Source organism: Amycolatopsis solani (assembly GCF_033441515.1).
In the GTDB taxonomy this organism is placed as follows: Bacteria; Actinomycetota; Actinomycetes; order Mycobacteriales; family Pseudonocardiaceae; genus Amycolatopsis; species Amycolatopsis solani.
The window spans coordinates 1,581,403-1,601,778 of sequence record NZ_JAWQJT010000002.1 but is presented as its reverse complement, the minus strand read 5'-3'; the positions used below and the strand labels follow the sequence as shown (position 1 = coordinate 1,601,778).

General features: G+C 72.2%; 22 protein-coding genes. 14 read left to right on the top strand and 8 right to left on the bottom strand.

The window, feature by feature from the left end; translation table 11 throughout:
* The first annotated feature begins 8 nt into the window (after nt 1-8).
* Together SD460_RS27795 and SD460_RS27790 are read left to right on the top strand one after the other, a co-directional pair.
* Entirely contained in the window at nt 9-1,112 is a 1,104-nt protein-coding gene (locus SD460_RS27795; protein ID WP_290062268.1) for a potassium channel family protein, read from the top strand.
* The gene (locus SD460_RS27790; protein WP_318306938.1) at nt 1,109-1,498 is read left to right on the top strand and encodes a hypothetical protein; all 390 of its coding nucleotides are present in this window, start codon (nt 1,109-1,111) and stop codon (nt 1,496-1,498) included. The genes SD460_RS27795 and SD460_RS27790 overlap by 4 nt, the downstream gene beginning before the upstream one ends.
* A 73-nt stretch (nt 1,499-1,571) precedes the next feature.
* Here SD460_RS27790 and SD460_RS27785 read toward each other — a convergent pair whose 3' ends face one another.
* The 3 genes from SD460_RS27785 to SD460_RS27775 form a co-directional block, all read right to left on the bottom strand.
* Nucleotides 1,572-2,096 carry a DinB family protein gene (locus SD460_RS27785; RefSeq protein WP_290059590.1) on the bottom strand — a complete coding sequence of 175 codons (525 nt, stop codon included), beginning with the start codon at nt 2,094-2,096 and terminating at the stop codon, nt 1,572-1,574.
* 2 nt (nt 2,097-2,098) lie between these two features.
* Nucleotides 2,099-4,081, bottom strand: a complete 1,983-nt coding sequence (locus SD460_RS27780) for an APC family permease (protein ID WP_290059589.1) — start codon at nt 4,079-4,081, stop codon at nt 2,099-2,101.
* 121 nt (nt 4,082-4,202) lie between these two features.
* On the bottom strand, nt 4,203-4,595 hold the full coding sequence (locus SD460_RS27775; RefSeq protein WP_290059587.1) for a hypothetical protein: 393 nt from the start codon (nt 4,593-4,595) through the stop codon (nt 4,203-4,205).
* A 155-nt stretch (nt 4,596-4,750) separates the two neighbouring features.
* Between SD460_RS27775 and SD460_RS27770 the strand changes: the two genes are divergently transcribed.
* Genes SD460_RS27770 through SD460_RS27755 form a run of 4 tightly spaced genes read left to right on the top strand, consistent with a single transcriptional unit; the run spans nt 4,751 to nt 9,085 of the window.
* Nucleotides 4,751-5,386, top strand: a complete 636-nt coding sequence (locus SD460_RS27770; RefSeq protein WP_290059585.1) for a chemotaxis protein CheB — start codon at nt 4,751-4,753, stop codon at nt 5,384-5,386.
* A 38-nt stretch (nt 5,387-5,424) separates the two neighbouring features.
* Entirely contained in the window at nt 5,425-6,453 is a 1,029-nt protein-coding gene (locus tag SD460_RS27765; protein WP_290059583.1) for a chemotaxis protein CheB, read from the top strand.
* Nucleotides 6,450-7,214: an ATP-binding protein gene (locus SD460_RS27760; RefSeq protein ID WP_290059581.1), complete on the top strand. Its 765-nt coding sequence runs from the start codon at nt 6,450-6,452 to the stop codon at nt 7,212-7,214. The genes SD460_RS27765 and SD460_RS27760 overlap by 4 nt, the downstream gene beginning before the upstream one ends.
* Before the next feature lie 11 nt (nt 7,215-7,225).
* The gene (locus SD460_RS27755) at nt 7,226-9,085 is read left to right on the top strand and encodes a CheR family methyltransferase (RefSeq protein WP_290059580.1); all 1,860 of its coding nucleotides are present in this window, start codon (nt 7,226-7,228) and stop codon (nt 9,083-9,085) included.
* Between the two features lie 21 nt (nt 9,086-9,106).
* On the opposite strand, the gene SD460_RS27750 is transcribed toward SD460_RS27755, so the two are convergent.
* Nucleotides 9,107-10,759: a glutamate--tRNA ligase gene (locus tag SD460_RS27750; RefSeq protein WP_290059578.1), complete on the bottom strand. Its 1,653-nt coding sequence runs from the start codon at nt 10,757-10,759 to the stop codon at nt 9,107-9,109.
* Between the two features lie 173 nt (nt 10,760-10,932).
* On the opposite strand from SD460_RS27750, the gene SD460_RS27745 reads away from it, so the two are divergent.
* The 6 genes from SD460_RS27745 (at nt 10,933) to SD460_RS27720 (ending at nt 15,890) form a co-directional block, all read left to right on the top strand.
* The gene (locus SD460_RS27745; RefSeq protein WP_438860671.1) at nt 10,933-11,496 is read left to right on the top strand and encodes a hypothetical protein; all 564 of its coding nucleotides are present in this window, start codon (nt 10,933-10,935) and stop codon (nt 11,494-11,496) included.
* 297 nt (nt 11,497-11,793) lie between these two features.
* Nucleotides 11,794-12,288, top strand: coding sequence for a YbaB/EbfC family nucleoid-associated protein (locus SD460_RS27740; RefSeq protein WP_290059573.1), 495 nt, complete (start codon nt 11,794-11,796; stop codon nt 12,286-12,288).
* A 10-nt stretch (nt 12,289-12,298) separates the two neighbouring features.
* On the top strand, nt 12,299-12,637 hold the full coding sequence (locus tag SD460_RS27735) for a hypothetical protein (protein WP_290059571.1): 339 nt from the start codon (nt 12,299-12,301) through the stop codon (nt 12,635-12,637).
* The gene (locus tag SD460_RS27730) at nt 12,634-13,761 is read left to right on the top strand and encodes a hypothetical protein (RefSeq protein ID WP_318306937.1); all 1,128 of its coding nucleotides are present in this window, start codon (nt 12,634-12,636) and stop codon (nt 13,759-13,761) included. The genes SD460_RS27735 and SD460_RS27730 overlap by 4 nt, the downstream gene beginning before the upstream one ends.
* Complete coding sequence (locus tag SD460_RS27725) at nt 13,692-14,402, top strand: hypothetical protein (protein ID WP_318306936.1); 711 nt, start codon at nt 13,692-13,694, stop codon at nt 14,400-14,402. The genes SD460_RS27730 and SD460_RS27725 overlap by 70 nt, the downstream gene beginning before the upstream one ends.
* A gap of 411 nt (nt 14,403-14,813) precedes the next feature.
* Nucleotides 14,814-15,890, top strand: coding sequence for a S1 family peptidase (locus SD460_RS27720; RefSeq protein ID WP_290059567.1), 1,077 nt, complete (start codon nt 14,814-14,816; stop codon nt 15,888-15,890).
* A gap of 6 nt (nt 15,891-15,896) precedes the next feature.
* On the opposite strand, the gene SD460_RS27715 is transcribed toward SD460_RS27720, so the two are convergent.
* The 4 genes from SD460_RS27715 to SD460_RS27700 form a co-directional block, all read right to left on the bottom strand.
* Nucleotides 15,897-16,157 carry a GlsB/YeaQ/YmgE family stress response membrane protein gene (locus SD460_RS27715; protein ID WP_290059565.1) on the bottom strand — a complete coding sequence of 87 codons (261 nt, stop codon included), beginning with the start codon at nt 16,155-16,157 and terminating at the stop codon, nt 15,897-15,899.
* 91 nt (nt 16,158-16,248) lie between these two features.
* Nucleotides 16,249-16,647 carry a hypothetical protein gene (locus SD460_RS27710; protein WP_290059563.1) on the bottom strand — a complete coding sequence of 133 codons (399 nt, stop codon included), beginning with the start codon at nt 16,645-16,647 and terminating at the stop codon, nt 16,249-16,251.
* Complete coding sequence (locus SD460_RS27705) at nt 16,619-16,984, bottom strand: DsrE family protein (protein WP_290059561.1); 366 nt, start codon at nt 16,982-16,984, stop codon at nt 16,619-16,621. Before SD460_RS27705 ends, SD460_RS27710 begins: the two co-directional genes overlap by 29 nt.
* Nucleotides 16,985-17,049: 65 nt before the next feature.
* Nucleotides 17,050-18,618 (bottom strand): HD domain-containing phosphohydrolase, encoded by a 1,569-nt coding sequence (locus tag SD460_RS27700; protein WP_318307216.1) that lies wholly within the window; start codon nt 18,616-18,618, stop codon nt 17,050-17,052.
* A 74-nt stretch (nt 18,619-18,692) separates the two neighbouring features.
* On the opposite strand from SD460_RS27700, the gene SD460_RS27695 reads away from it, so the two are divergent.
* Both SD460_RS27695 and SD460_RS27690 read left to right on the top strand, forming a co-directional pair.
* Nucleotides 18,693-19,118: a pyridoxamine 5'-phosphate oxidase family protein gene (locus SD460_RS27695; RefSeq protein ID WP_290058497.1), complete on the top strand. Its 426-nt coding sequence runs from the start codon at nt 18,693-18,695 to the stop codon at nt 19,116-19,118.
* Between the two features lie 86 nt (nt 19,119-19,204).
* Complete coding sequence (locus SD460_RS27690) at nt 19,205-20,374, top strand: LLM class flavin-dependent oxidoreductase (protein WP_290058495.1); 1,170 nt, start codon at nt 19,205-19,207, stop codon at nt 20,372-20,374.
* The last annotated feature ends 2 nt before the right edge of the window (nt 20,375-20,376 follow it).

Below are 20,376 nucleotides of genomic sequence, written 5' to 3'. Positions count from 1 at the left end.
GAGGGCCGGTGGCGTTCTTCCTTTCGCGGCTGTTCGCGCGCTGGGTCGTCCACCCGGGGCGCGGCTGGCTGCTGCCGGCCGCGGTGGTGCTCGTCGTGTTCGCGACCAGCTGGCCGCTGATGGCGCTGGCCGAGCCGGCGGGCAGCGAGCTGGTCCGGCCCGGCACGTACTGGTGGTACTTCGTCGTCACCGCGACCACGGTCGGGTACGGCGACTTCTCACCCGAGACCGTCGCCGGGCACGTCGTGGGCGCCTACGTCATCGTGGGCGGCATCGCCACCCTGACGACGGTGTTCACGAAGCTCGCTTCGGTGCTGGAACAGGCGAAGGGACGGCGGATGCAGGGAACGGAGGCGGTGCGGGCGAGCGGGCACACGGTGCTGATCGGGTACACCGCCGGCCGCACCGAGCGGATCGTGGCCCAGCTGCTGGCCGACGGGGTGAGCGGGCTGGTGCTCTGCGCCGGGGAGGAGGTCGGCGTCCACCCGATGCCGGACCGGCCGGTGCAGTTCGTCCGCGGCGACCCGACGGCGGCCGACGTCCTGGCCAGGGCGGGCGTCGCGCGCGCGGCCGCGGTCCTCGTCGACGTGGCCGACGACAACGCGGCGCTGGCGGTCGCGGTCACCGTCGACCACGCCACCCCGGCGGCGCACGTCGTCGTCACCCTGCGGGACCTGGAGCGCGCCGAGCTGGTCCGGTACGTCGACCCGCGGATCCGCTGCGTGCAGTGGCACACGCCGCGGATGGTGACCGAGGAGCTGACGTCGCCGGGCATCACCGACGTCTACGCCGAGCTGATGACCGCCGGCGGCGCCGACACGTTCTCGGTGACGTTGCCGGAGTCGCTCGGGCGGCTCCCGGCCGAACGCTGCCGCCTCGCGCTCGGGCGTTCGTACGGCGCGACGGTGCTGGCCGTGCGCACCGGCACGGACCTGGAGGTCAACCCGGCCTGGGACGCGGAGCTGCCGGCGGGCGCGGTCCTCTACTACGTCGGCCCGAGGCGGCTCACCGGCGCCGAGGTCGAGACGGCCCTGCGGAGGGAGGTGGCCCCGCCGGGCGAGACGCTGCATACTGCAAGAATGTCGAGGAGGAAGCCGGGGGCCGCGCGGTGAGCTCGCGCGAAGGTCCGCCGCGCCGGAAATTCGGCCGCATCGACCCGTACTGCCTGATGGCCGTGCTGCCGGTCCTGCTGGTCGCCGGAATCCTCGGCTCCCTGGTCAACGTCCTGCTGGGGCTGGGCTGCGCGGTGTTCGCGGGCCTGATCCTGCTGTTCGACTCGTGGGCCAACCGCCCCGGGCCGCTCCCACCCGAGCCCGACCCCCGCCCGGTCCGCCAGCCCCGCCCCCCGGCCCGCGACCCCGGCCGCCCGGCGGCCCGCCAGCCGGCGCGGGGACCGCGTCCACCCGCCGGCCGCGCTCCGGTCCAGGCCCCGGGCCGCGCCCCGGCCCCCGCCCGCGCCCCGGTCCGGCGCGCGGGACCCCCGCCCGCCGCCCGCTGACTCCCGGCGCGGTCCCGCCGTCCTGAAGGGGACGTTGCCGGCATCTGATGCACTGAAGGGGACGTTCCTGTCATCACATGCCAGGAACGTCCCCTTCAGTGCGTGCCTGCGGGACCGGTCGGGCGGCGAGGATCTGCTCGCGCAGGATGTCGGCGTGCCCGCAGTGCTGGGCCAGCTCCCGCAGCACCTGCAGGTACACCCACCGAAGCGTGCGCGGGCCCGTCCGGTGGCCGGTCACGACGGTGTCCAGGGGCAGCTCCGCGACCACCTCCCGGGCCGTCGCGCAGGCTTCCCGGTGGGCCGCGGTGACCGACGCGACGGTGTCGCCCTCACCCAGCCGGAAGGAGTCGTCCGGGCTCGCGACCAGCCCGAGCTCGGCACGGGACCGGCCGCCCACGCACTCCTCGAACCACACGCGCTGCATCCACGTGACGTGCTTGAGCAGTCCCAGCACCGTCGTCGCCGACGGGACCAGCCGGCGGCGGGCCTGCTCCTCCGTCAAACCGTCGAGGGCGGCTTCGATGGCGCCGCGGTGCTCCTCGATGAACGCCTCGAGCTGGACGCGTTCGCCGTCCAGCGGTACGTCGAACGAACCCATCCTCAGCCGCCCACGTGGATGCCGGGCCTGCGGTCCGCGTCCGGCTCGCTGCTGCGGATGATCTCGCGGACGACCGGTGCGGTGTCGCCGCGGCCGAGGAGCAGGTAGCGGAACAGGTGCCCGAGCGGGTTGCCTTCGGACCACTCGAAGTAGCAGTGCGGCCGGACGCCGGTGACGTCGCGCAGGGTCAGCAGGATCGCGGCGATCGCGTTGGGCGCCGCCGGGCTGTTCGCGCGCAGGATGCGGTAGCCGTCGACTTCGACGCCGCGCACCTGCAGCACGTTGCTGAACTCCGACGGGTCCACGACGTCGATCTCGAGGAACAGGATGTCGGCGGCGCCCGGCACCGGGTTCATCCCGCGCTGTTCGGCTTCCTTGGCGGAGTACTCGGCGAGGTCGCCGCCCTGGCGCTTGTTGGCGATGATGTTCAGGGCGCCGTCGTGGGCCAGCGAGTCGGCGACGAACCGGCGGGCCTCGTCGTCGAACTCGATGTGCTCGGCACGCAGCTCCGTGGTCCGCGTGACCCGCGAAACCAGCGAGACGACGATGATCCCGAGGATGAACAGCGCCGAGATGGCGATCCCGTCCGGCTTCTCGATGACGTTCTCGACGAGCGCGTAGAGCAGGACGAGCGTCAGGACGACGAAACCCGCGGCCGCGCCGCGCTGGCGGCGGCGGATCGCCGAGATGCTGACCGCGACCGCGCCCGAGACCATCATCGCGAGGATGCCGGTCGCGTAGGCGCCGGCCTGGGCGTTGACGTCGGCGCCGAACGCGATGGTGATGAGGACGCTGATCGCGGTGTAGACGAGCACGACCGGCCGGACCGCCCGGCCCCACTCCGGCGCCATGCCGTAGGAGGGCAGGTACCGCGGGACGATGTTGATCAGCCCGGCCATCGCCGACGCACCCGCGAACCACAGGATGAGCACGCTGCTGATGTCGTACACGGTCCCGAAGATCTCGCCCAGCTCGTGGTGGGCGAGGTAGGCCATCGCGCGGCCGTTGGCCTCGCCGCCCTCCTTGAACGCGTCCGCCGGGATCAGCACGGTGGTGACGAAGCTGGTCGCGATGAGGAACACGGACATGATGAGCGCGGCGGCGGTGAGCAGCTTCCGCGTGTTGCGGATCCGCGACTCCAGCCGCTCCTCCGCGGTCTTCCCGTCGGCGGCGACCAGCGGCATCATGCTGACGCCGGTCTCGAACCCGGAGAGCCCGAGCACCAGCATCGGGAAGGCGATGACGGCCGGGCCGACGATGCCGCCGAACCCGCCGCCGCCGCTGGTCAGGGCGTCGCTCCAGCGGGAGAGCGCCGCGGGGTCGCCGAGCAGGTCGAGCACGCCGGCACCGGTGACCACGGCGTTGAGCACCAGGAAGACCGCGACGAGCGGGATGGCGACGCCGACGGCCTCGCTGAAGCCGAGCAGGAACACCCCGCCGAGGATCAGCAGCAGCACGACGGTGATGAGGACGGCGTGGCCGTGCAGGAAGCCCGGCAGGTACGGGTTCTCCAGCATGTGCACGGTGGCGTCGGCCGAGGACAGCGTGATCGTGATGATCCACGACGTGGCCACGAACCCGAGCAGGGTGAGCACGAAGAGCTTCCCGCGCCAGAACGGCAGCAGGTTTTCCAGCATCGCGACCGACCCCTGCCCGTGCGGGCTTTCCCGGGCGACCCGGCGGTACATCGGCAGCATGCCGAGCAGGGTCAGCGCGACGATGAGCAGCGTGGCCAGCGGCGAGAGCGCCCCGGCGGCGAGCGCGGCGATCCCGGGCAGGTAGGAGAGCGTCGAGAAGTAGTCGACGCCGGTGAGGCACATGACCTTCCACCACGCCTGCGGGGTGCCGTGGTCCTCACCGCCGGCGCGGCCGACGGGGGCCACGCGGTGCTCCAGCAGCCACCGGGCGATCCCGGACGCCGGTGGTTTCGGCGGCACCGGGCTGTCGACCTTCGCCGGAATGGTCAAATCGGGTGAAACACCCATTTCGCGCCCTCTCGTCCCCTGATACCGGGGACCAGCATGCCCGACGGTGGGCGGCCCGCTGCACGCGAGGCAGCGGACGGCCGTCCACTCCGGACGGGCACCCGGTGTCCCCTGTGGACGGTCAGAACTCGTCGGCCGCGGTCAGCTCGTGCTCGAAGGCGTCCGCGCGGGCGACGACCGCCTTGAGGGGGCGCTCGAACTCCTCCTCGATGCTGAGGTCCTCCAACGGCACGGTGTGCTTGAGGAGGGCGACGCCGTCCACCACGGCCGCGCCGCCGACCGCCGAACCGCCGGCGAGCTCGAGGAGCTTCCGCAGGTCGACCGAGTCGGCCCAGCCGACGGGTGAGGAGATTTCGATCCACGAGCCGCCGTCGAGCTCGGCCAGGTGGTGGACCGTCGCCTGCTGGGTCCGGTCGCTCGGGCCGTGCAGCCGGAACCGCAGCCAGCCGTCCGACTCCTCCAGGACTTCGTACCGCGTCCGCACAAAGTTGATCACGTCGATCCAGGTGGTCACGCGTCGAGCATGCCACGTCCGCCCGGAGTCCGGCACCGAGGACACTCCGGGCTGCTGGTGACCGGCGCGCGGAGGTGTCAAAATCGGGGTATGCGCGGCCGTCGAGAAGCGTGCGGCCGGTCGCGGCGGGTGGCCGGCGACGGCGGTGGGTCCCGGTGACCGCCGCCTACCCCGTGCGGGTCCCGGTCGTCGCACTGGTCGCCTCCGCCGGCGGATTGGACGCCTTCTCCCGGGTGCTCGGCGCGTTGCCGGCGGACTTCCCGGCCGCGGTGCTCGTCGCGCAGCACCTGGATCCGAGCTGGCCGAGCCAGCTGGCCGCGATCCTCGACGGACGCACCGCGCTGCGGGTCGCCGAAGCCGCGGACGACGACGAGCTGACGCCCGGCACCGTGCTGGTCGCCCCCTCGGCGCGGCACCTGCTGGTCACCCCGGGTGGGCGGATCGGGCTGCTGGACGCCGGTGCGCTGCCGCCGGCGCGCCCGTCGGCGGACCTGCTGCTGGCGACGCTCGCCGTCACGTGCGGTCCCCGCGCGCTGGCGGTGGTCCTGACCGGCCGCGGGACCGACGCGCAGGCCGGGATCCGGGCGATCGTCCGCTGCGGGGGGACCGTTTTCGCCCAGGACGAAGCCACCTCGCAGCACTTCGGCATGCCAGGTGCCGCGATCCTCACCGGGCAGGTCGGCACCGTGCTGCCGCTGCCGGAGATCGCCGGGGCCATCCGCGACCACGTCGGCGGGCACATCGCGCGTCCCGGCGGGTTTAGCCCGCACGGTGGGGGCTACTCGTCGTAGCGGCTCGACTCGACTACCGTGGAAGTGCAGGTGAGGAGGTGGACGTCGTGCCGCCCTTCCGGCGTGATCTCGTCGTGGTCGGTGCCTCGGCCGGTGGAGTCGAGGCGCTGCGCGCCGTGGTGGCCGGACTGCCCGCCGACTTCCCCGGGACACTGCTGGTCACCATGCACGTCGCCGCGCGGGCGCACAGCGCGCTCGCCCGCATCCTCGACAACGCCGGGCAGCTGCCCGCCCGGACCGCGAGCCACGGCGCGGTGATCGAGCCCGGCACCGTGTACGTCGCGCCGCCGGACCGGCACCTGCTCACCGAAAGCGGCTGCCTGGTCCTTTCGGCGGGCCCGACCGAGAACGGCCACCGGCCCGCGGTCAACGCCACGTTCCGGTCGGCCGCGCTGACGGGCGGGTCCCGCGTCATCGGCGTCGTGCTTTCCGGGGTGCTGGACGACGGCGCGGCCGGCCTGCGCGCGATCGTGGACCAGGGCGGTGTCGCCGTGGTCCAGGACCCGGCCGACGCGCTCTACAGCGGCATGCCGGAAAACGCGCTTTCCCTGGTGGACAACGCGTACACGGCCCGTGCCGCCGAAATCGGCGCGATGCTCGACAAGCTGGTCCGGATGCCGGTGGAGCAGTCCGGGGGCCGGCCGCCGTCGGACGTCCTGCTGCTGGAGGACCGCATCGCGCGGGCCGGGGTGCGGGCGGGCGCGCTCAAACCCGCCGAACGGGACATCGCCGCGGGCTACACCTGCCCCGACTGCCAGGGGCCGCTCGCCGAGGTCGACCCGGTGGGCCGGTACCGCTGCCGGATCGGGCACGCGTGGTCGGCCGAAGCCCTCCTCACCGCCCAGGACGACGAGTTCCGGTTCGCGCTGCAGAAGGCATTGCGCGCGCTGGACGAGAAGGCGACCCTGGCCGCCAAGCTGGCGGCGCAGGCCGGCGGCCGGCGGCCGGGCGGACTGGCGGAGCGCTATGCCTCCTCCGCCCGTGAAGCCGCCGCCGCCGCGGAGACGCTGCGCCGGTTCCTGCTCCGCGCGGCCGCGGGAAGCGAGGAAACGGCGGAGGGACCATGATTTCTTCAGCGGTGCACCTCGCGGTCGGCAGCCACGGGACCGCGACGGTCGTGACGGTCACCGGCGAGTTCGACCGGGTTTCCTACCCCCAGCTGCGCGACGGCCTGCTCAAGATCGCGACGGACGCGCCGGACGGCTTGGTGGCCGACATCAGCGCGCTCGAGATCGGCGACCCGTCGCTGCTCAGCGTGTTCGCCCTGATCGCCATGCGGATCGGCGACTGGCCGGGCATCCCGTTCACGGTGGTGGTCGCCGAGCCGGAACGCCGGACGCTGCTGGGCCGCCACGCCGTCGACCGCTACGTCCCGGTCCGCGCCGACCTGGCCGCGGCCGCGGCGGCACTGGACCACCCGGTGCGGCGGCGGAGCGAACGCACCTTCGCCCGCGCCGAAGGCAGTTCGGCGCAGGCCCGCGAATTCGTCACCGGCCGGCTGGCCCAGTGGGGCGTCCCCGGGCTTTCCGAAGACGCCCGCTTCATCGCCACCGAGCTGGTCGAGAACGTCCTGAAGCACACCACGTCGGAACCGCGGCTGCGCCTCGACCTCCGGGCGGGCGTGTGCACGGTGGCCGTGGCCGACCAGGACCCGCGCCCGGCGGTGCTGCTCGAACGGCTTTCCCCGTTCGAACCCGGCATGGGGCTGAAACTCGTCGCGCAGCTGGCTCGCACTTGGGGGTGCAGCCGGTCGTGGGCGGGCGGGAAGGTCGTCTGGGCCGTTCTCGTCCAGCGTCCCCGTACCAGCGGTGACAGTTACGCCGGGTAGCGTGTCACATCGTGAGCGAGCCCAGGGAACCCAACGGCGAGTTCGAGTCCGTGCTGACCTACCTCAAGGAGTCACGGGGCTTCGACTTCACCGGGTACAAGCGCAGCAGCCTGATGCGCCGGGTCCGCCGCCGGATGAGCCAGGTCGAGATCGACAACTACACGGACTACATCGACCAGCTGCAGGTCAACGCCGACGAGTTCGTCGCGCTCTTCAACACCATCCTGATCAACGTGACCGGGTTCTTCCGCGACCCCGACGCGTGGGACTACCTGCGGGAAGAGGTGCTGCCCGCGCTGCTCGCCGAGCGCAGTCCCGAAGAGCCGATCCGCGTGTGGAGCGCCGGGTGCGCGGGCGGGCAGGAGGCCTACAGCCTGGCCATGCTCTTCGCCGACGCGCTCGGGATCGAGGCGTTCCGGCAGCGGGTGAAGATCTACGCCACCGACGTCGACGACGAAGCGCTGGTGCAGGCCCGGCACGCGGCCTACACCCCGGCCGAGGTCGAAGGGCTCACCGAGGCCCAGCTGGAGCAGTACTTCGAGCTGCAGGGGAGCCGGTACTGCTTCCGCAAGGACCTGCGCCGGTCGGTCATCTTCGGGCGCAACGACCTGGTGCAGGACGCGCCGATCTCCCGCATCGACCTGCTGGTCTGCCGCAACACGCTGATGTACTTCAACGCCGAGACGCAGACGAAGGTGCTCGAGCGGTTCCACTTCGCGCTCGCTTCCCGCGGGGTGCTGTTCCTCGGCAAGGCCGAGATGCTGCTGTCGCACACCCGGATCTTCGAGCCGATGGACCTCAAGCGGCGGGTGTTCCGCAAGGCGGTCAACGCCCCGGTCAGCTTCAACCACTTCGTCTCGCAGGGCTTCCCGCAGCGGCGCACCCAGGACATCTCCGGCCTCGAAGAACTGCGTGAGCACGCCTTTTCGGCGAGCCCGGTCGCCCAGATCGTCGTCACCGAGGAGGAGACGACCGCGCTGATCAACTCGCAGGCGGAAGTCGCGTTCGGACTGTCCGAACGCGACATCGGGCGGCCGCTGCGCGACCTCGACGTCTCCTACCGGCCGGTGGCGCTGCGCGCCTACGTCGAGCAGGCCCGCCTCGAACGCCGGTCGCTGCGGATCAAGGACGTGGAGTGGCGCCGGGCCGGCGAGACCGTCTGGTACGAGGTGCACGTCAACCCGCTGGTGAACAAGGCCAAGGCGCTGCTCGGCGTTTCGGTGGTGTTCCACGACGTGAGCTGGGCGCGCCAGCTGCTCACCGAGCTGGAGCACACGAACCGGCAGCTCGAGTCGGCGTACGAGGAACTGCAGTCGACCAACGAGGAACTCGAGACCACCAACGAAGAACTCCAGTCCACGGTGGAGGAACTGGAGACGACGAACGAAGAGCTCCAGTCCACCAACGAGGAACTGGAGACGATGAACGAGGAGCTGCAGTCCACCAACGACGAACTGCAGACGATCAACGACGCCCTGCGCGAGCGCAGCCTCGACCTCGACGAGGTGAACGAGTTCCTGGAGTCGGTGCTCACCTCGATCCGGGCCGGCATCGTCGTGATCGACGCCGAGATGCGGATCAAGGCGTGGAACCGCGGCGCGGAAGACCTCTGGGGCGTGCGGCGGGAAGAGGCCGAGGGCACCCACCTGCTGAACCTGGACATCGGCCTGCCGGTGGCGGAGCTGCGCCCGGTCCTGCGCGAAGCGCTGTCGGACTCGTCCTACTACGGCGAGCTGATGCTGGACGCGATCAACCGCCGTGGCCGTGCGGCGGTCGTCCGGCTGCTCTGCGGTTCCCTGCGCACCTCGAACGGCGAAAGCCAGGGCGCGTTGCTGATGATGGAAGAAACGAAGCCCGACCCGGCCGAGTGACCCCCGGCCGGGCCGGCGCCGCTACTTCGCCAGGGGGGCGATGCGGGCGAGGACCTCGTCGCGGCCCAGCGCCTGGCTGATCGCGTGGAGGTCCGGGCTGCGCGTGGAGCCGGACAGCGCGATGCGGATGATCTGCGACGCCTCGCGGATCGAACCCGGGAACGCCTCGGGGTTCTTCTTGAACTCCTTGGCGTTGCGGGCGAAGCCGTGCTTGGCCGCCACCGCGCGGATCTGGTCGAACCACTCGCCGCCGTCGTCGAGCTGCTGGTAGCTCTCCGAGAAGTCGCGGGCGACCGCCTGGACGACCGCCGGGTCGACGCCGAGCGCGGCGATGCGCTCGTCGTCCGCGCCGGTCACCGCCGCGTGCAGCTGCGGGAAGAAGAACCCGTAGACAGCGCGGAAGTCGCTCCACTTCTTCAGGTCCTTGCGCGGGTTCTCGGCGCCGTCGCGCTCGACCGCGAGGGCCCGCAGCGCGAGTTCGGGCTCGGCGTCGAGGACCGCCAGCAGCTCCTTGTCGAACTGCGCGGCCCAGGTGCGGACCGCCTCGAGGATCGCCGGGCCGGACAGCGTCGCGATGTGGTCGGCGGCGATGTCGTCGAGCTTGACCAGGTCGACGAGCGGGCCCGCGACGCCGCATTCGGCGAGGTTGATCGGCTCGGCCAGCGCCTGCTCGAGCGGCAGCTCGGCGAGCCGGCCGTTGGCGAGGCCGCGCAGGTAGTAGAGGACGGCCTCGGTGGGGTAGCCGGCTTCGATGTAGAAGTCGACGGACGCCTCCGGGTCCTTGCGCTTGGACAGCTTGCGCTTGCTGCCGCCTTCCTGCTTCATCAGCGGCGCGATGTGCGCGTAGGTGATCGGCTCGAAGCCGAGCGCGTCGAACAGCTGCTGGTGCACCGGCACCGACGAGATCCACTCGTCGCCGCGGATCACCAGGTTGACCCGCATGAGGTGGTCGTCGACGGCGTGCGCGAAGTGGTAGGTCGGCAGCCGCGGGCTCTGGTCGGAGCTCTTGAGGATGACGACGTCGTTGCGGTTGGCCTCGGCTTCGAGCGGACCGCGGATGGCGTCGGTGAACCGGGCCCGGGCGCCGGTGTCGTCCGGGGCGCGGAACCGCACGACGTACGGCTCGCCCGCGTCGAGCTTCGCCTGGACGTCGGCCGGGTCGGCGTCGCGCCAGATGGCCCAGCTGCCGTAGTAGCCGGTGGGCAGCTTGGTGGCCTGCTGCCGCTGCGTGATGGCGGCGAGCTCGTCCTTGGTCGCGAAGTCGAGGTACGCCTTGCCCTGGCGGAGGAGTTCGCGCACGTAGCTCAGGTAGATCTGTTCGCGGGCGGACTGCTGGTAGGGCCCGTAGTCGCCGCCGCGCTCGACGTCTTCGTCGGCGGCGAGGTGGAAGTAGCGGAAGCCGCGCTCGAACTGCTCGGCGGCGCCTTCGACCTCGCGCGACTGGTCGGTGTCCTCGACGCGCACCAGGTAGCGGCCACCGGAGCGGCGGGCGACGTCCTGGTCGATGGTGGCGGTGTAGATGCCGCCGATGTGCACGAACCCGGTCGGCGACGGGCCGAAGCGCGTGACCAGCGCGCCTTCGGGCAGCTGCCGGGCGGGGTAGCGCTCCTCCCAGTGCCCCGGTTCGGGCAGGTCGGCAGGGAAGAGGGCGTCGATGACCGCTCGGTCCAGCATGGGTTGTTCTCCCGCGTCGTGGTGCACTTGCCCGCCGTTCGGCGTCGGCGATGGTGGTCGTTTTCGCCGACGTCGAGCCTAGCCGTCCGGCTCGACGCCCTGGCCGGGCGGTCTTGTTGTGCTAACTTCCCGGGATGCGCGGTCGGTTTCCCTTCGCCAGGACGCTCTCGGCAGTGGCTTCCCTGCTGGTGTTCCCGGTGATCGCACCGGCGCCGGCGGCCGGGGCCGCGCGCGAGTGCGCGACCCCGTCGATCGACCGGTTCCAGCAGTGGCTCGCGAGCGGTGAGGGCACCACGGTCCCGGCGACCGGCAGCCTCCTGGTCCCCGACCACCACCGGTACACGGCGAAGGTGTCGTTCCTCGACGCCGAGTGGCACGTCGCGGTGGTGTGGCTGGGGAACGAGTTCGAGGCCCAGGCCGACCTTTCGCGCTCGAAGGGCTTTTGGCTGACCTACCGCGCGAGCGACGACCTGTACGTGCAGCTGCGCCCGGCGTCGCACTGGAGCGGCGGCGACAAGTGGCTGACGCCGGTCCCGTCCACGGGCGGGCGGCTGGTGACCAGGTTCTTCGGATTCGCACCCGATCGGTGGACGTCGCTGCCGGAGCTGGGGACGCCGCCGTACTCGTTCGCTTCGGCGCTGGGCGAGGCGCGCGGGCTGGTGTTCGTCGGGAAGACGCCGAACGAGCTGGAGTTCCGCGGCCTGCGCGTCGACCACTACCGGCCACCCTGCCTCTGACGCGGCGATGAACGTCGTCTTCGAAGCCGAGCTGTGGGAGCTCGTGCTGAGGACCGGCGACGCCGCGGAAGACATCCGCCGACAGACCGCGGGCATGGCGCGGTCCGGCTCGCGCGTGCTCGGGTGATCGTCGGCGGGAACGGCTCGCGGATGCCCGGCGCCATGGCCGCCGAGTTCGCTTGCGGGTGACCGCGCGTTCCGCCACGGACCGCGACCGGATCCGCCGAAACGGGATCGGCCACGGGGCGAATCTGTCATGATGCGGACAACGGCCCCCGTAATGCGCAAGGGAGACACATGTCCGCCCAGATGGACGAGCTGATCGCCCAGTTCGAAAACTTCCGCAGCAAGGTGCGGCAGGCCGAGGCCCGCTTCGCCGGCGTCGGTGACATGCAGGAGCGGGTCGCGCGCCTCGAGAGCACCGTCACCTCGCCGGACGGGACCGTCACCGTGACCGCCGGGGCCGGCGGGACCGTCACCGACCTGCGGCTCACCGCCGGGGCCACGCGGGTCGAGCCGGGGCAGCTCGCCGCCACGATCATGAACACCATCCGGCGGGCGGTGGCCGGGGCCGTGCAGCAGCAGGCCGGCATCGTCGACGAGGCCTTCGGCGACTCGTTCGGCGTCGACGTCTCCGCGCAGGTTCGCGAAGCCCAGACCGAGGCGTTCGGAACCACGGCGCCCGAGCCCGCGTCGGAACCGCAGCCGCGGCAGCCGTCGCGGCCCGTCCGGCGGCCCGCCGCCGACGAGGACGACGACTTCGGTCAGGGCCCCATCCTCCGCCGATCCTAGGGAAACCGCGATGCCAGACGGAATTCAGACGAACATCGGCGCGATCAACGCCTACGCCCGGCAGCTGCCCTTCTACGAGGGGGAAGCGGAGAAGTTCGGCGCGAAGATCGACGCCGCCGACGTCACGAACGAGGCCTGGGGCCTGATCGGCCTCTTCGCCAAGCAGGGCTACACCGATCGCCTCACCGAGCTGCGGTCGCTGCTGACCGACCTCAAGGACGGCGTCGACGGCTTCACCACGAAGCTGACCAAGGCCGCCGAGATGTACCAGGGCATGGAAGACGCCGGCAAGATCGCCTTCGGGCGCTACGAGGCGGAAATCGACGCGGTCGGGGGACAGGGCGAATGACGGAGCCGAAGAAGAGCATCGCCGACGCGCTGAACGTCGAAGCGTACGACGAGAGCATGGGCGCGAACCTCGACCGCGCGGCGGGCTACGTGCCGGTGGCCGGCACCGCCTACAAGGCGGGCAAGTCGATCGGCGCGCACGCCCAGCAGGCCTTCCAGGCCGACAACCCGAGCGAACTGGCCTCCGCCGGTGGCGCGCTGGTCGGCGACGGGGCGGCGTTCGTCGGCGCCGCCGCCGGCGACATGGTCACCTTCGCGATGGACCCCATCGGGTGGCTGGTCAGCCACGGCCTGAACATGCTGCTCGAACTCGTCCAGCCGCTGCAGGACGCGCTGCACCAGGTCACCGGCGACGGCCCGGCGATCGGGCACGCCTCGGAGAACTTCGTGACGATCGCGCAGGGCTTCGTCGCGCTGGCCGACGACTTCGAGAAGACCGGCGACACCGCGCTCGCCGAGTGGGTGGACGAGGCGGGCAACGCCGCGAAGGAAGCGCTCGGCGACTTCTCCTCCGGCATCCGCGGCGTCGGCTCGGCGGCCGGCTCGGTCGCCGAGGTGCTGCAGATGTGGTCGATGGTCATGGTGGTCATCGAAGAGGTGATCAAGGGGATCATCACCGAGCTGGTGTCCTGGCTGATCACGCTGTGGCTGCCCGCGCTGGCCGCGTCGGTGATCAGCTTCGGCGGCACGGTCGCCGCCGCGATGACGGCGTCGATCGCCAAGGCCGCGACGGTGCTGAAGAAGGTCACCGGGTACCTGGGCAAGTTCGGCAAGCTGCTGGACACCTTCATCGACTTCCTGGCGAAGTTCTCGACGAACGTCGTCAAGTTCACGACCAAGCTGCGGGTCGGGGTGATGCCCGGCGAGACCAAGTTCGGCTTCGGCGCGGCCGCGCAGGGCTTCCAGCCGAGCAACCGGGTGCTCACGACGATGTTCGGCACCTCGGTCGGCGCCGGGCCGCTGCTCGCCGGCGCCGGGGTGAAGGCGGGCATCGGGGCCGCCAAGGGTGCGTTCGCCGAAGGCAAAGACGCCGTGACGTCCGAAGGGGACGAGCCGTGGTTCGACAAGAGCGAGATCGGCGGGGACCGGAGTCCGGAGGAGACCCGGAAGGACCTCGACATCTAGCCGAGCGGGCGGCCGCGCTCAACGCGCGCGCCGAGCAGTGGGCGGACGACGCCCAGGTCCGCCCGGGGTTCCGCGAGCGCGTCGAGGCACTGGTCCGCGACCGCTGGCACGAGCCGGTGATCGTGCTGCGCCTCGGCGACCCCGACGTGGGGTTCGAGGTGCCCGGCCGTCGCCAGGACGGCACGGTGGAGGGCGAGGAGCAGGTCAGCCAGTTCTTCCGCGGCTTCCTGCGCGGCGTCGGCACCGCGGTCGTGTCGGTGTTCTCCCTGGCCAACGGCGGCGGCGCGGGCCGCCCGTTCCAGCGGGACATCCGCGTCACCGGCCCGGCGGACGCGCAGGTCCTCGCCCTGGCCGACCGGCTGAGGTCCCGGAAGGGCCCGTGGCTGGCGTTTTCGCCGTCCTGCGTGGCACTGGTGGAGACGGGCTCGACGTACATCGACCCGGCCGACGCGCCCCCGCCGGAGATCGTCTGGGAGGCCCGGCAGCCGGACGCCCCATCGGTGAACTTCCGGCGGCACACGCTGACCTGGCCGGACGGGTCCAGCTTCCGGTTCCCGCTGCACGGGCGGACCGAGGAGCAGCACCTGCGCAAGTTCGTCGAGCCGCCGGGTGTGGTGCATTGGGAGGGCCGGCCGGAGTAGCGGCTGCGTGCCGGGCGGCGCGGCTCGCGGGCGGTTGCGCGCGGTGCTCAGCGTTGCAGCCACCAGACCGGGTCGAGGTCCACGGCGTGTGGGGTGGACATGGCGCGCACCGAGGGGGAGGAGAGCGCGCCATGTCCGTCCTTGAAACGGTACGCGCCCGCTAGCCCCGTGGCGGTGGAACCACTCGTACGCCCGAACCGCGCACAGTGACCGCCCGCACCGGCAGGCTTACTGCCCGCGAAAACCGCGTAACCGATTTGCCCGGATACCTATCTTTTGTCCTGTCCGACGAAAGTCGGTACCGCCGCTCGCGGCCCGCGCCGCACCCTCGAGCTCACCGGATCACCGGTTCCCCCACCGTGGCCGGCGTGGCCACCCCTCGCCGGCTTCCCGCGAAAGTGAGCTCCCGGCATGCGCAGAACCGCCACGACCCTCCTGGCCGCCGCCGCGGCCATCGGGTTCTTCACGCCCGTCAGCGCCACCGCCACCACCATCGACGGCTACTCGCCGTCGGTGCAGCGCGAAGCGGTCGCCTCCCTCGCCGCGGAAGCGGGGATCAGCGAGTCCGCCGCCGTCGCGCTGCTGCGCACGCAGGCCGCGAGCGTCGGCACGGTGCAGCAGGTCACCGCCGCGCTGGGGGCCCGCGCCGCCGGCGGGTACCTCGACGCGGCCGCGAAGCCGGTCGTCAACGTGCTCGACCAGGCCGCCGCCGACCAGGTCACCGCGGCGGGGGCGCAAGCCAAGCTGGTCAAGCACTCCAGCGCCGCGCTGACGAGCGCGCAGGACACCCTGCAGGCGCTGCCCGCGGTCGCGCACACTTCGATCGGCCTCGACCCGGCGACCAACCGGATCGTGCTGACCGTGGCCGACGCGGCGAAGGGCACCGACGCGCTGCTGAAGGCGGCCGGCGCGCTGGGCGACCGCGTCCGCGTGGAGCGCGTCGCCGGCGAGATGCACACGGCGATCTACAACGGCGAAGCGATCACCGGCGGCGGCACGCGGTGCTCGGCGGGCTTCAACACCAACCGCGGCGGCCAGAACTACCTCATCGACGCCGGCCACTGCACCCGCGCGGTGTCGCAGTGGAACGTCGGCCCGTCGCAGGGCGCGAGCTTCCCGACCAACGACTACGGCCTGATCCGCAACACGACCGGCAGCGCGCCCGGCGCGGTCACCCTGTGGAACGGCTCCACGCAGCGGATCAGCTCCGCCGGCACCGCGACGGTCGGCCAGCGGATCAGCAAGAGCGGCAGCACGACGCACCTGACGTCGGGCTCGGTCCAGCGCCTGAACGTGACGGTCAACTACGCCGAAGGCTCGGTGTACCAGCTGATCCAGACCAACGCGCTGGTCAACCCCGGCGACTCGGGCGGCTGCCTGTTCGCGGGCAGCGTCGGCCTCGGCATCACGTCCGGCAAGGGCAGCGGGACGTCCTTCTTCCAGCCGGTGGGCGAGGCGTTGAGCGCGTACGGCGTCAGCCTCAACTGACCGGGGTCAGTCGCGGCGGCCGAACGCCAGCCGGTAGATCACCAGGATGATCAGCGCGCCCAGGACCGCCAGGCCCCACGTGCGCAGGTCGAAGAAGGTGCCGAGGTCCGTGTGGAACAGGGTCTTGCCCACCCAGCCGCCGACGAAGGCACCGCCGATCCCGAGCAGGATCGTGATGATGCAGCCGCCGGGGTCCTTGCCCGGCATCAGGACCTTCGCGATCACGCCCGCGATGAGCCCGAGCACGATCCAGCTGATGACGCCCACGGGTGCCTCCGTCCGCCTGTCTTCCTGACGGCACAGGATGGCAGGCGGAGGTCCCGTGGGCGCGGTGAGCCACGCCCACGTGATCGGGATCTCAGCCCGGCAGCGGCCGGTAGCCGGAGCACAGGACGCGCAGCCAGTCGATCCCGCCGTCCCGCACCGTGTAGTACGCCTGTTGTTCGACGAGGTGGGCAACGCCGTCGCGGTGCACCCGCAGCCGGTAGGCCACGTGCTCGCGGTCGGCGACCCGGCCGCCGGTCACCGAGCAGAGCTCGTCGATCCGGTCGCCGGGGCCGAACCAGTGGCCCAGGACGATGCCGTCGGCGATTTCCGCCGGGTCGGCCGCCGTCCAGTGGCGGCCCGGGGTCAGCGCCGCGAAGTCGACCCGGGCGGCCAGGACACCGCGCAGCGCGGCGGCGTCGCGGGCGGCGAGCGCGCGGGCGAACCGTTCGCCCGCCGTGGGTTCAGTAGCTGAAGGTCGTGACGGGCTCATCGCCGATCCACTCCCACATCGGAACCGTGCCGCCGAGCGCGGCGTTGGCGACGAGGCCGTCGTCGCCGAGGTGACGGGCGGTGAAGCAGATCGGGCACACGAGGAAGCGCCCGCCGGCGGCTTCGTAGCGCTTGACCAGGTCGGCCAGCGGCGGGCAGCCGTCGCAGGCGACGGCCTGGGCGAACCCGTCCAAGGCGAGCCGGACCGCTTCCTTGGTGAGGAACATGAGGGTCTCGCGGTGCTGCTCGGCGGCCCCGACGGCGACGAGGAAGGCCACGGTGACCTTTTCCGGGTCTTCGAGCCCGGTGGTGAGGCTGATGACGGCGCGGGTGGGCATGGCGCGCTCCTTTCGACGCCGTCAGCCTCGCCCCGGCGCCGCCGCTGGCGCATGGGGCGGATGCCTCATCTTCCGGCGGCGGGGAACGCGCTCGTGATGCCGTGCTCGAGGGCGAAGAGCCCGGCGCCGGTGCGGTTGGTGACGCCGGCCTTGGCGTAGATGTGCTCGACGTGGTTGCGCACCGTCTTCTCGCTGATCGACAGCGCCCGCGCGATCTCCCGGTTCGAGCCGCCGCCGGCGAGCAGGCGCAGCACTTCGGCTTCGCGGGCGGTCAGCCCGGCCGGGAAGGACGCACGGCGACGGGCGGGGTGCCCGGCCGCGAGCAGCACGGCTTCGACGGCGCGCGCGTCCAGCCGGGCTTCGCGCGCGTGCTGCCGGAGGATCTCGGCGGCGTCGACCGCGTCGCGCGCCGGGCGGTGCGGGCGGGGCTCGCGCAGCGCGTGGTAGACGTCGGCGGCGGCCAGCAGCCGCGCGCACGGCGTGAGCGCGGCGCCGCCCGCACCCAGGGGGTAGCCCGAGCCGTCGAGCCGTTCGTGGTGCGCGGCGGCGACGGCGGCGACGTCCTCCAAACCCCTTACGCGGCGCAGGATCCGGCCGGTCAGGTAGGGGTGCAGCCGGACGCGCTCCCGCTCGGCTTCCGAGAGCGGGCCGGGCTTTTCCCAGATGCTGTTGGGCACGCCCATCCGGCCCAGGTCGTGCACGAGCCCGGCCCGCCGCACGAGCCGGGTATCCGCTTCGGACAGTCCCGCGCGCCGGGCGGCTTCGGCGGCGAGCCCGGCGACGCCGCGCGAATGCCCGATGGCGAACGGGCACTTGAGGTCGGCGAAGTCACCGATCGCGGTGAGCAGCTCGTCCAGCTCCGGCTCGGTGAGCGTCCGGTCGCGGTCCGGGGCCTGGTCGAGGGCGGCCGTCCAGACGTCGCCGTCGAGGAGTCCATCGAAGATTTCCGGTGCCGCGGCGGTGAACGCGGCAACCACGGCCGGGTCGAACTGGCTGCCGCTGCGGGCTTCGGCCATCGCGACGGCGGCGTCGGGCCCGCCGCGGCGCAGGTGCACCTCGGCGACCTCGGCGAGGTGCACCACGCGCATCTCGATCGGCAGCTGGTCGCCGCGGGCGCCGGCGGGCAGGCCGCTGCCGTCCCAGCGCTCGAACGTGCACGCGAGCGCGTCGCGGACGGCGCCGCCCAGCCCCAGCCGGTCGGCCAGCCGGGCGGCGGACGTGCAGTGGGAGTGGATCAGCGCCGCCATCCGCCCGCGGACGCCGGCGAGGAACACGGCGGCGAGCACGCCACGCGCGAGCGGGGCCCGGTCCCGGCCGACGTGGCCGGCCAGCAGCCGCAGGAACGGCAGGCCGGTCCAGTTCACCCGGTAGGTGGCGGCGCGGAAGGCGATGTCGTCGCCGAACCAGCCGGCCAGCTCGTGGGAGTCGGCGTGGCAGCCGATCCAGGCGACGAGGGTGGCGTAGAAGGTCGTCGCGCGCCGCTCTTCGCCGAGGCCGAGCCGGTCGGCCAGCCGGGTCGCGAGCAGCGCGGACCGCAGCATGTGCTCCATCGGCTGGCCGAGCCCGAGGTCGATGGCGAGCGACAGGGCGGCGAGCACTTCGGCCCGGCGCGGCCCGCTCGGCTGGACGGCCATGGTCACCGCCTCGATCGTGGGACCCGTCGCGCCAGCGTACGTTTTTGTCGGACCCCGCGGGTAGCTTCGCGGTCATGGTGCTGACCCAGGAGGAACGCGAGGAGTTTCTGGCGGAACCGCACGTCGGAGCGCTGTCGGTGGTCGAGCGGCCCGACCGGGCACCGCTCGTGGTGCCCATCTGGTACCAGTACACGCCGGGCGGCGAACTGTGGGTGCGCACAGGCGCCGGCGCGCGGAAGACGAAGGCGATCCTCGCGGCGGGCCGGTTCAGCCTGCTGGCGCAGCGGACGTCGCCGACGGTCCGGTACGTCTCGGTCGAGGGACCGGTGACCAGGACGGAGCCGGACACCGACGAACGGTCGCTGGAGATGGCGTCGCGGTACCTGCCGCCGGGTGCGGCCGAGGAGTTCGTGGCCTACGAACGGAAGGAGCTGGGCGAGCACGTCACGGTGTTCCTGCGGCCGGAGCACTGGCTGTCGGCCGATCTCGGGCCGGGGTGATCGCTGCGCCGAACGTGCGACTTCCGTAACGGCGTGGTCGCTCTCGGGGACTGACTTCTCGGTGACCCGACGAGCGGAGGCCGCGGATGCAGCTCGACCTGTTCAACGAAATCCAGAACCCGCGCCCGTGGCCGGAAGGGCACGAGCAGCTGCGGTTCCGGCAGGCGATCGAACAGGCCGTCCTCGCCGACGAGCTCGGGTACGGCTGCTGGTGGCAGGTCGAGCACCACGGCGCGGGGGAGTTCAGCCTCTCCTCGGCGCCGGAGCTGATGCTGGCCGCGCTGTCCCAGCGCACCAGCCGGATCCGGCTCGGGCACGCCGCCGTGCTCGCGCCGGGCCGGTTCAACCACCCGATCCGCGTCGCCGAACGCGCGGCGACACTCGACCACCTCTCCGGCGGCCGGGTCGAGCTGGGCCTGACCCGCTCGACGATCCCGGAGTGGCGCCTGTTCGGGATCGAGCCGGCCGAGGCGCGCGCCCAGACGCAGCAGGCGTTCGAGATGGTGCCGAAGATGTGGACGGCGGAGCGCTTCTCCCACCGCAGCGACGACTACCGGATCGACGACGTGCCGATCGGGCCGAAGCCGGTGCAGCGGCCGCACCCGCCGATCTGGCAGGCGGCGGCGAGCCCGGCGTCGTTCGAGGAGGCGGGCCGGCGCGGGGTGGGCGTGCTGGGCACGACGATGTGGGAGTCGCTGGAACGCGCGGGCCGCCTGGTCGGCCTCTACCGCGCGGCGGCCGCGGCGTGCACGGACCCGGTCGGCGCGTTCGTCAACGACCAGGTCGGCTTCTTCACGTTCGTCCACTGCGCGGACACCGACGAAGAAGCGATGCGCAACGGCGCCGCGGCGGCCGCCGCCTGGTACACGGTGACGGCGTTGACGTTCTTCGAGGCGGCGACGGAGTTCGTCCGCGCCAACGCCCGCAACGAGCAGCTCCTCTCCGCCGCGGACGGCGGCGGCCTGACGGGTGATTTCCTCCGCGGCGAGGCGGCGAACACCCCGTCGGCGGCGAACCTGCTGATCGCCCGCATCCTGCAGGGCGAGCAGGTCGCCGACGACGAGGTCTTCGAAGTGCTGAGCGCACAGGACTCGCTGATCGTGGGCAGCCCGGAGACGTGCCGCAAGAAGCTGCGCGCGTACGCGGAGCTGGGCATCGACCGGATGATGTGCCTCCAGCAGATCGGCGGCATCCCGCACGACAAGGTGCTGAAGAGCATCCGCCTGATCGGCGAGCTGATCCCCGACCTGCGGTGAAG

Bases quoted from the DNA above. Each gene is read 5' to 3' on its own strand.
- SD460_RS27695 (WP_290058497.1), top strand. From the start codon at position 18,693: ATGGTGCTGACCCAGGAGGAACGCGAGGAGTTTCTGGCGGAACCGCAC.
- SD460_RS27760 (WP_290059581.1), top strand. From the start codon at position 6,450: ATGATTTCTTCAGCGGTGCACCTCGCGGTCGGCAGCCACGGGACCGCG.
- SD460_RS27705 (WP_290059561.1), bottom strand. From the start codon at position 16,984: ATGCCCACCCGCGCCGTCATCAGCCTCACCACCGGGCTCGAAGACCCG.
- SD460_RS27720 (WP_290059567.1), top strand. From the start codon at position 14,814: ATGCGCAGAACCGCCACGACCCTCCTGGCCGCCGCCGCGGCCATCGGG.
- SD460_RS27690 (WP_290058495.1), top strand. From the start codon at position 19,205: ATGCAGCTCGACCTGTTCAACGAAATCCAGAACCCGCGCCCGTGGCCG.
- SD460_RS27740 (WP_290059573.1), top strand. From the start codon at position 11,794: ATGTCCGCCCAGATGGACGAGCTGATCGCCCAGTTCGAAAACTTCCGC.
- SD460_RS27700 (WP_318307216.1), bottom strand. From the start codon at position 18,618: ATGGCCGTCCAGCCGAGCGGGCCGCGCCGGGCCGAAGTGCTCGCCGCC.
- SD460_RS27735 (WP_290059571.1), top strand. From the start codon at position 12,299: ATGCCAGACGGAATTCAGACGAACATCGGCGCGATCAACGCCTACGCC.
- SD460_RS27730 (WP_318306937.1), top strand. From the start codon at position 12,634: ATGACGGAGCCGAAGAAGAGCATCGCCGACGCGCTGAACGTCGAAGCG.
- SD460_RS27785 (WP_290059590.1), bottom strand. From the start codon at position 2,096: ATGGGTTCGTTCGACGTACCGCTGGACGGCGAACGCGTCCAGCTCGAG.
- SD460_RS27780 (WP_290059589.1), bottom strand. From the start codon at position 4,081: ATGGGTGTTTCACCCGATTTGACCATTCCGGCGAAGGTCGACAGCCCG.
- SD460_RS27750 (WP_290059578.1), bottom strand. From the start codon at position 10,759: ATGCTGGACCGAGCGGTCATCGACGCCCTCTTCCCTGCCGACCTGCCC.
- SD460_RS27710 (WP_290059563.1), bottom strand. From the start codon at position 16,647: ATGAGCCCGTCACGACCTTCAGCTACTGAACCCACGGCGGGCGAACGG.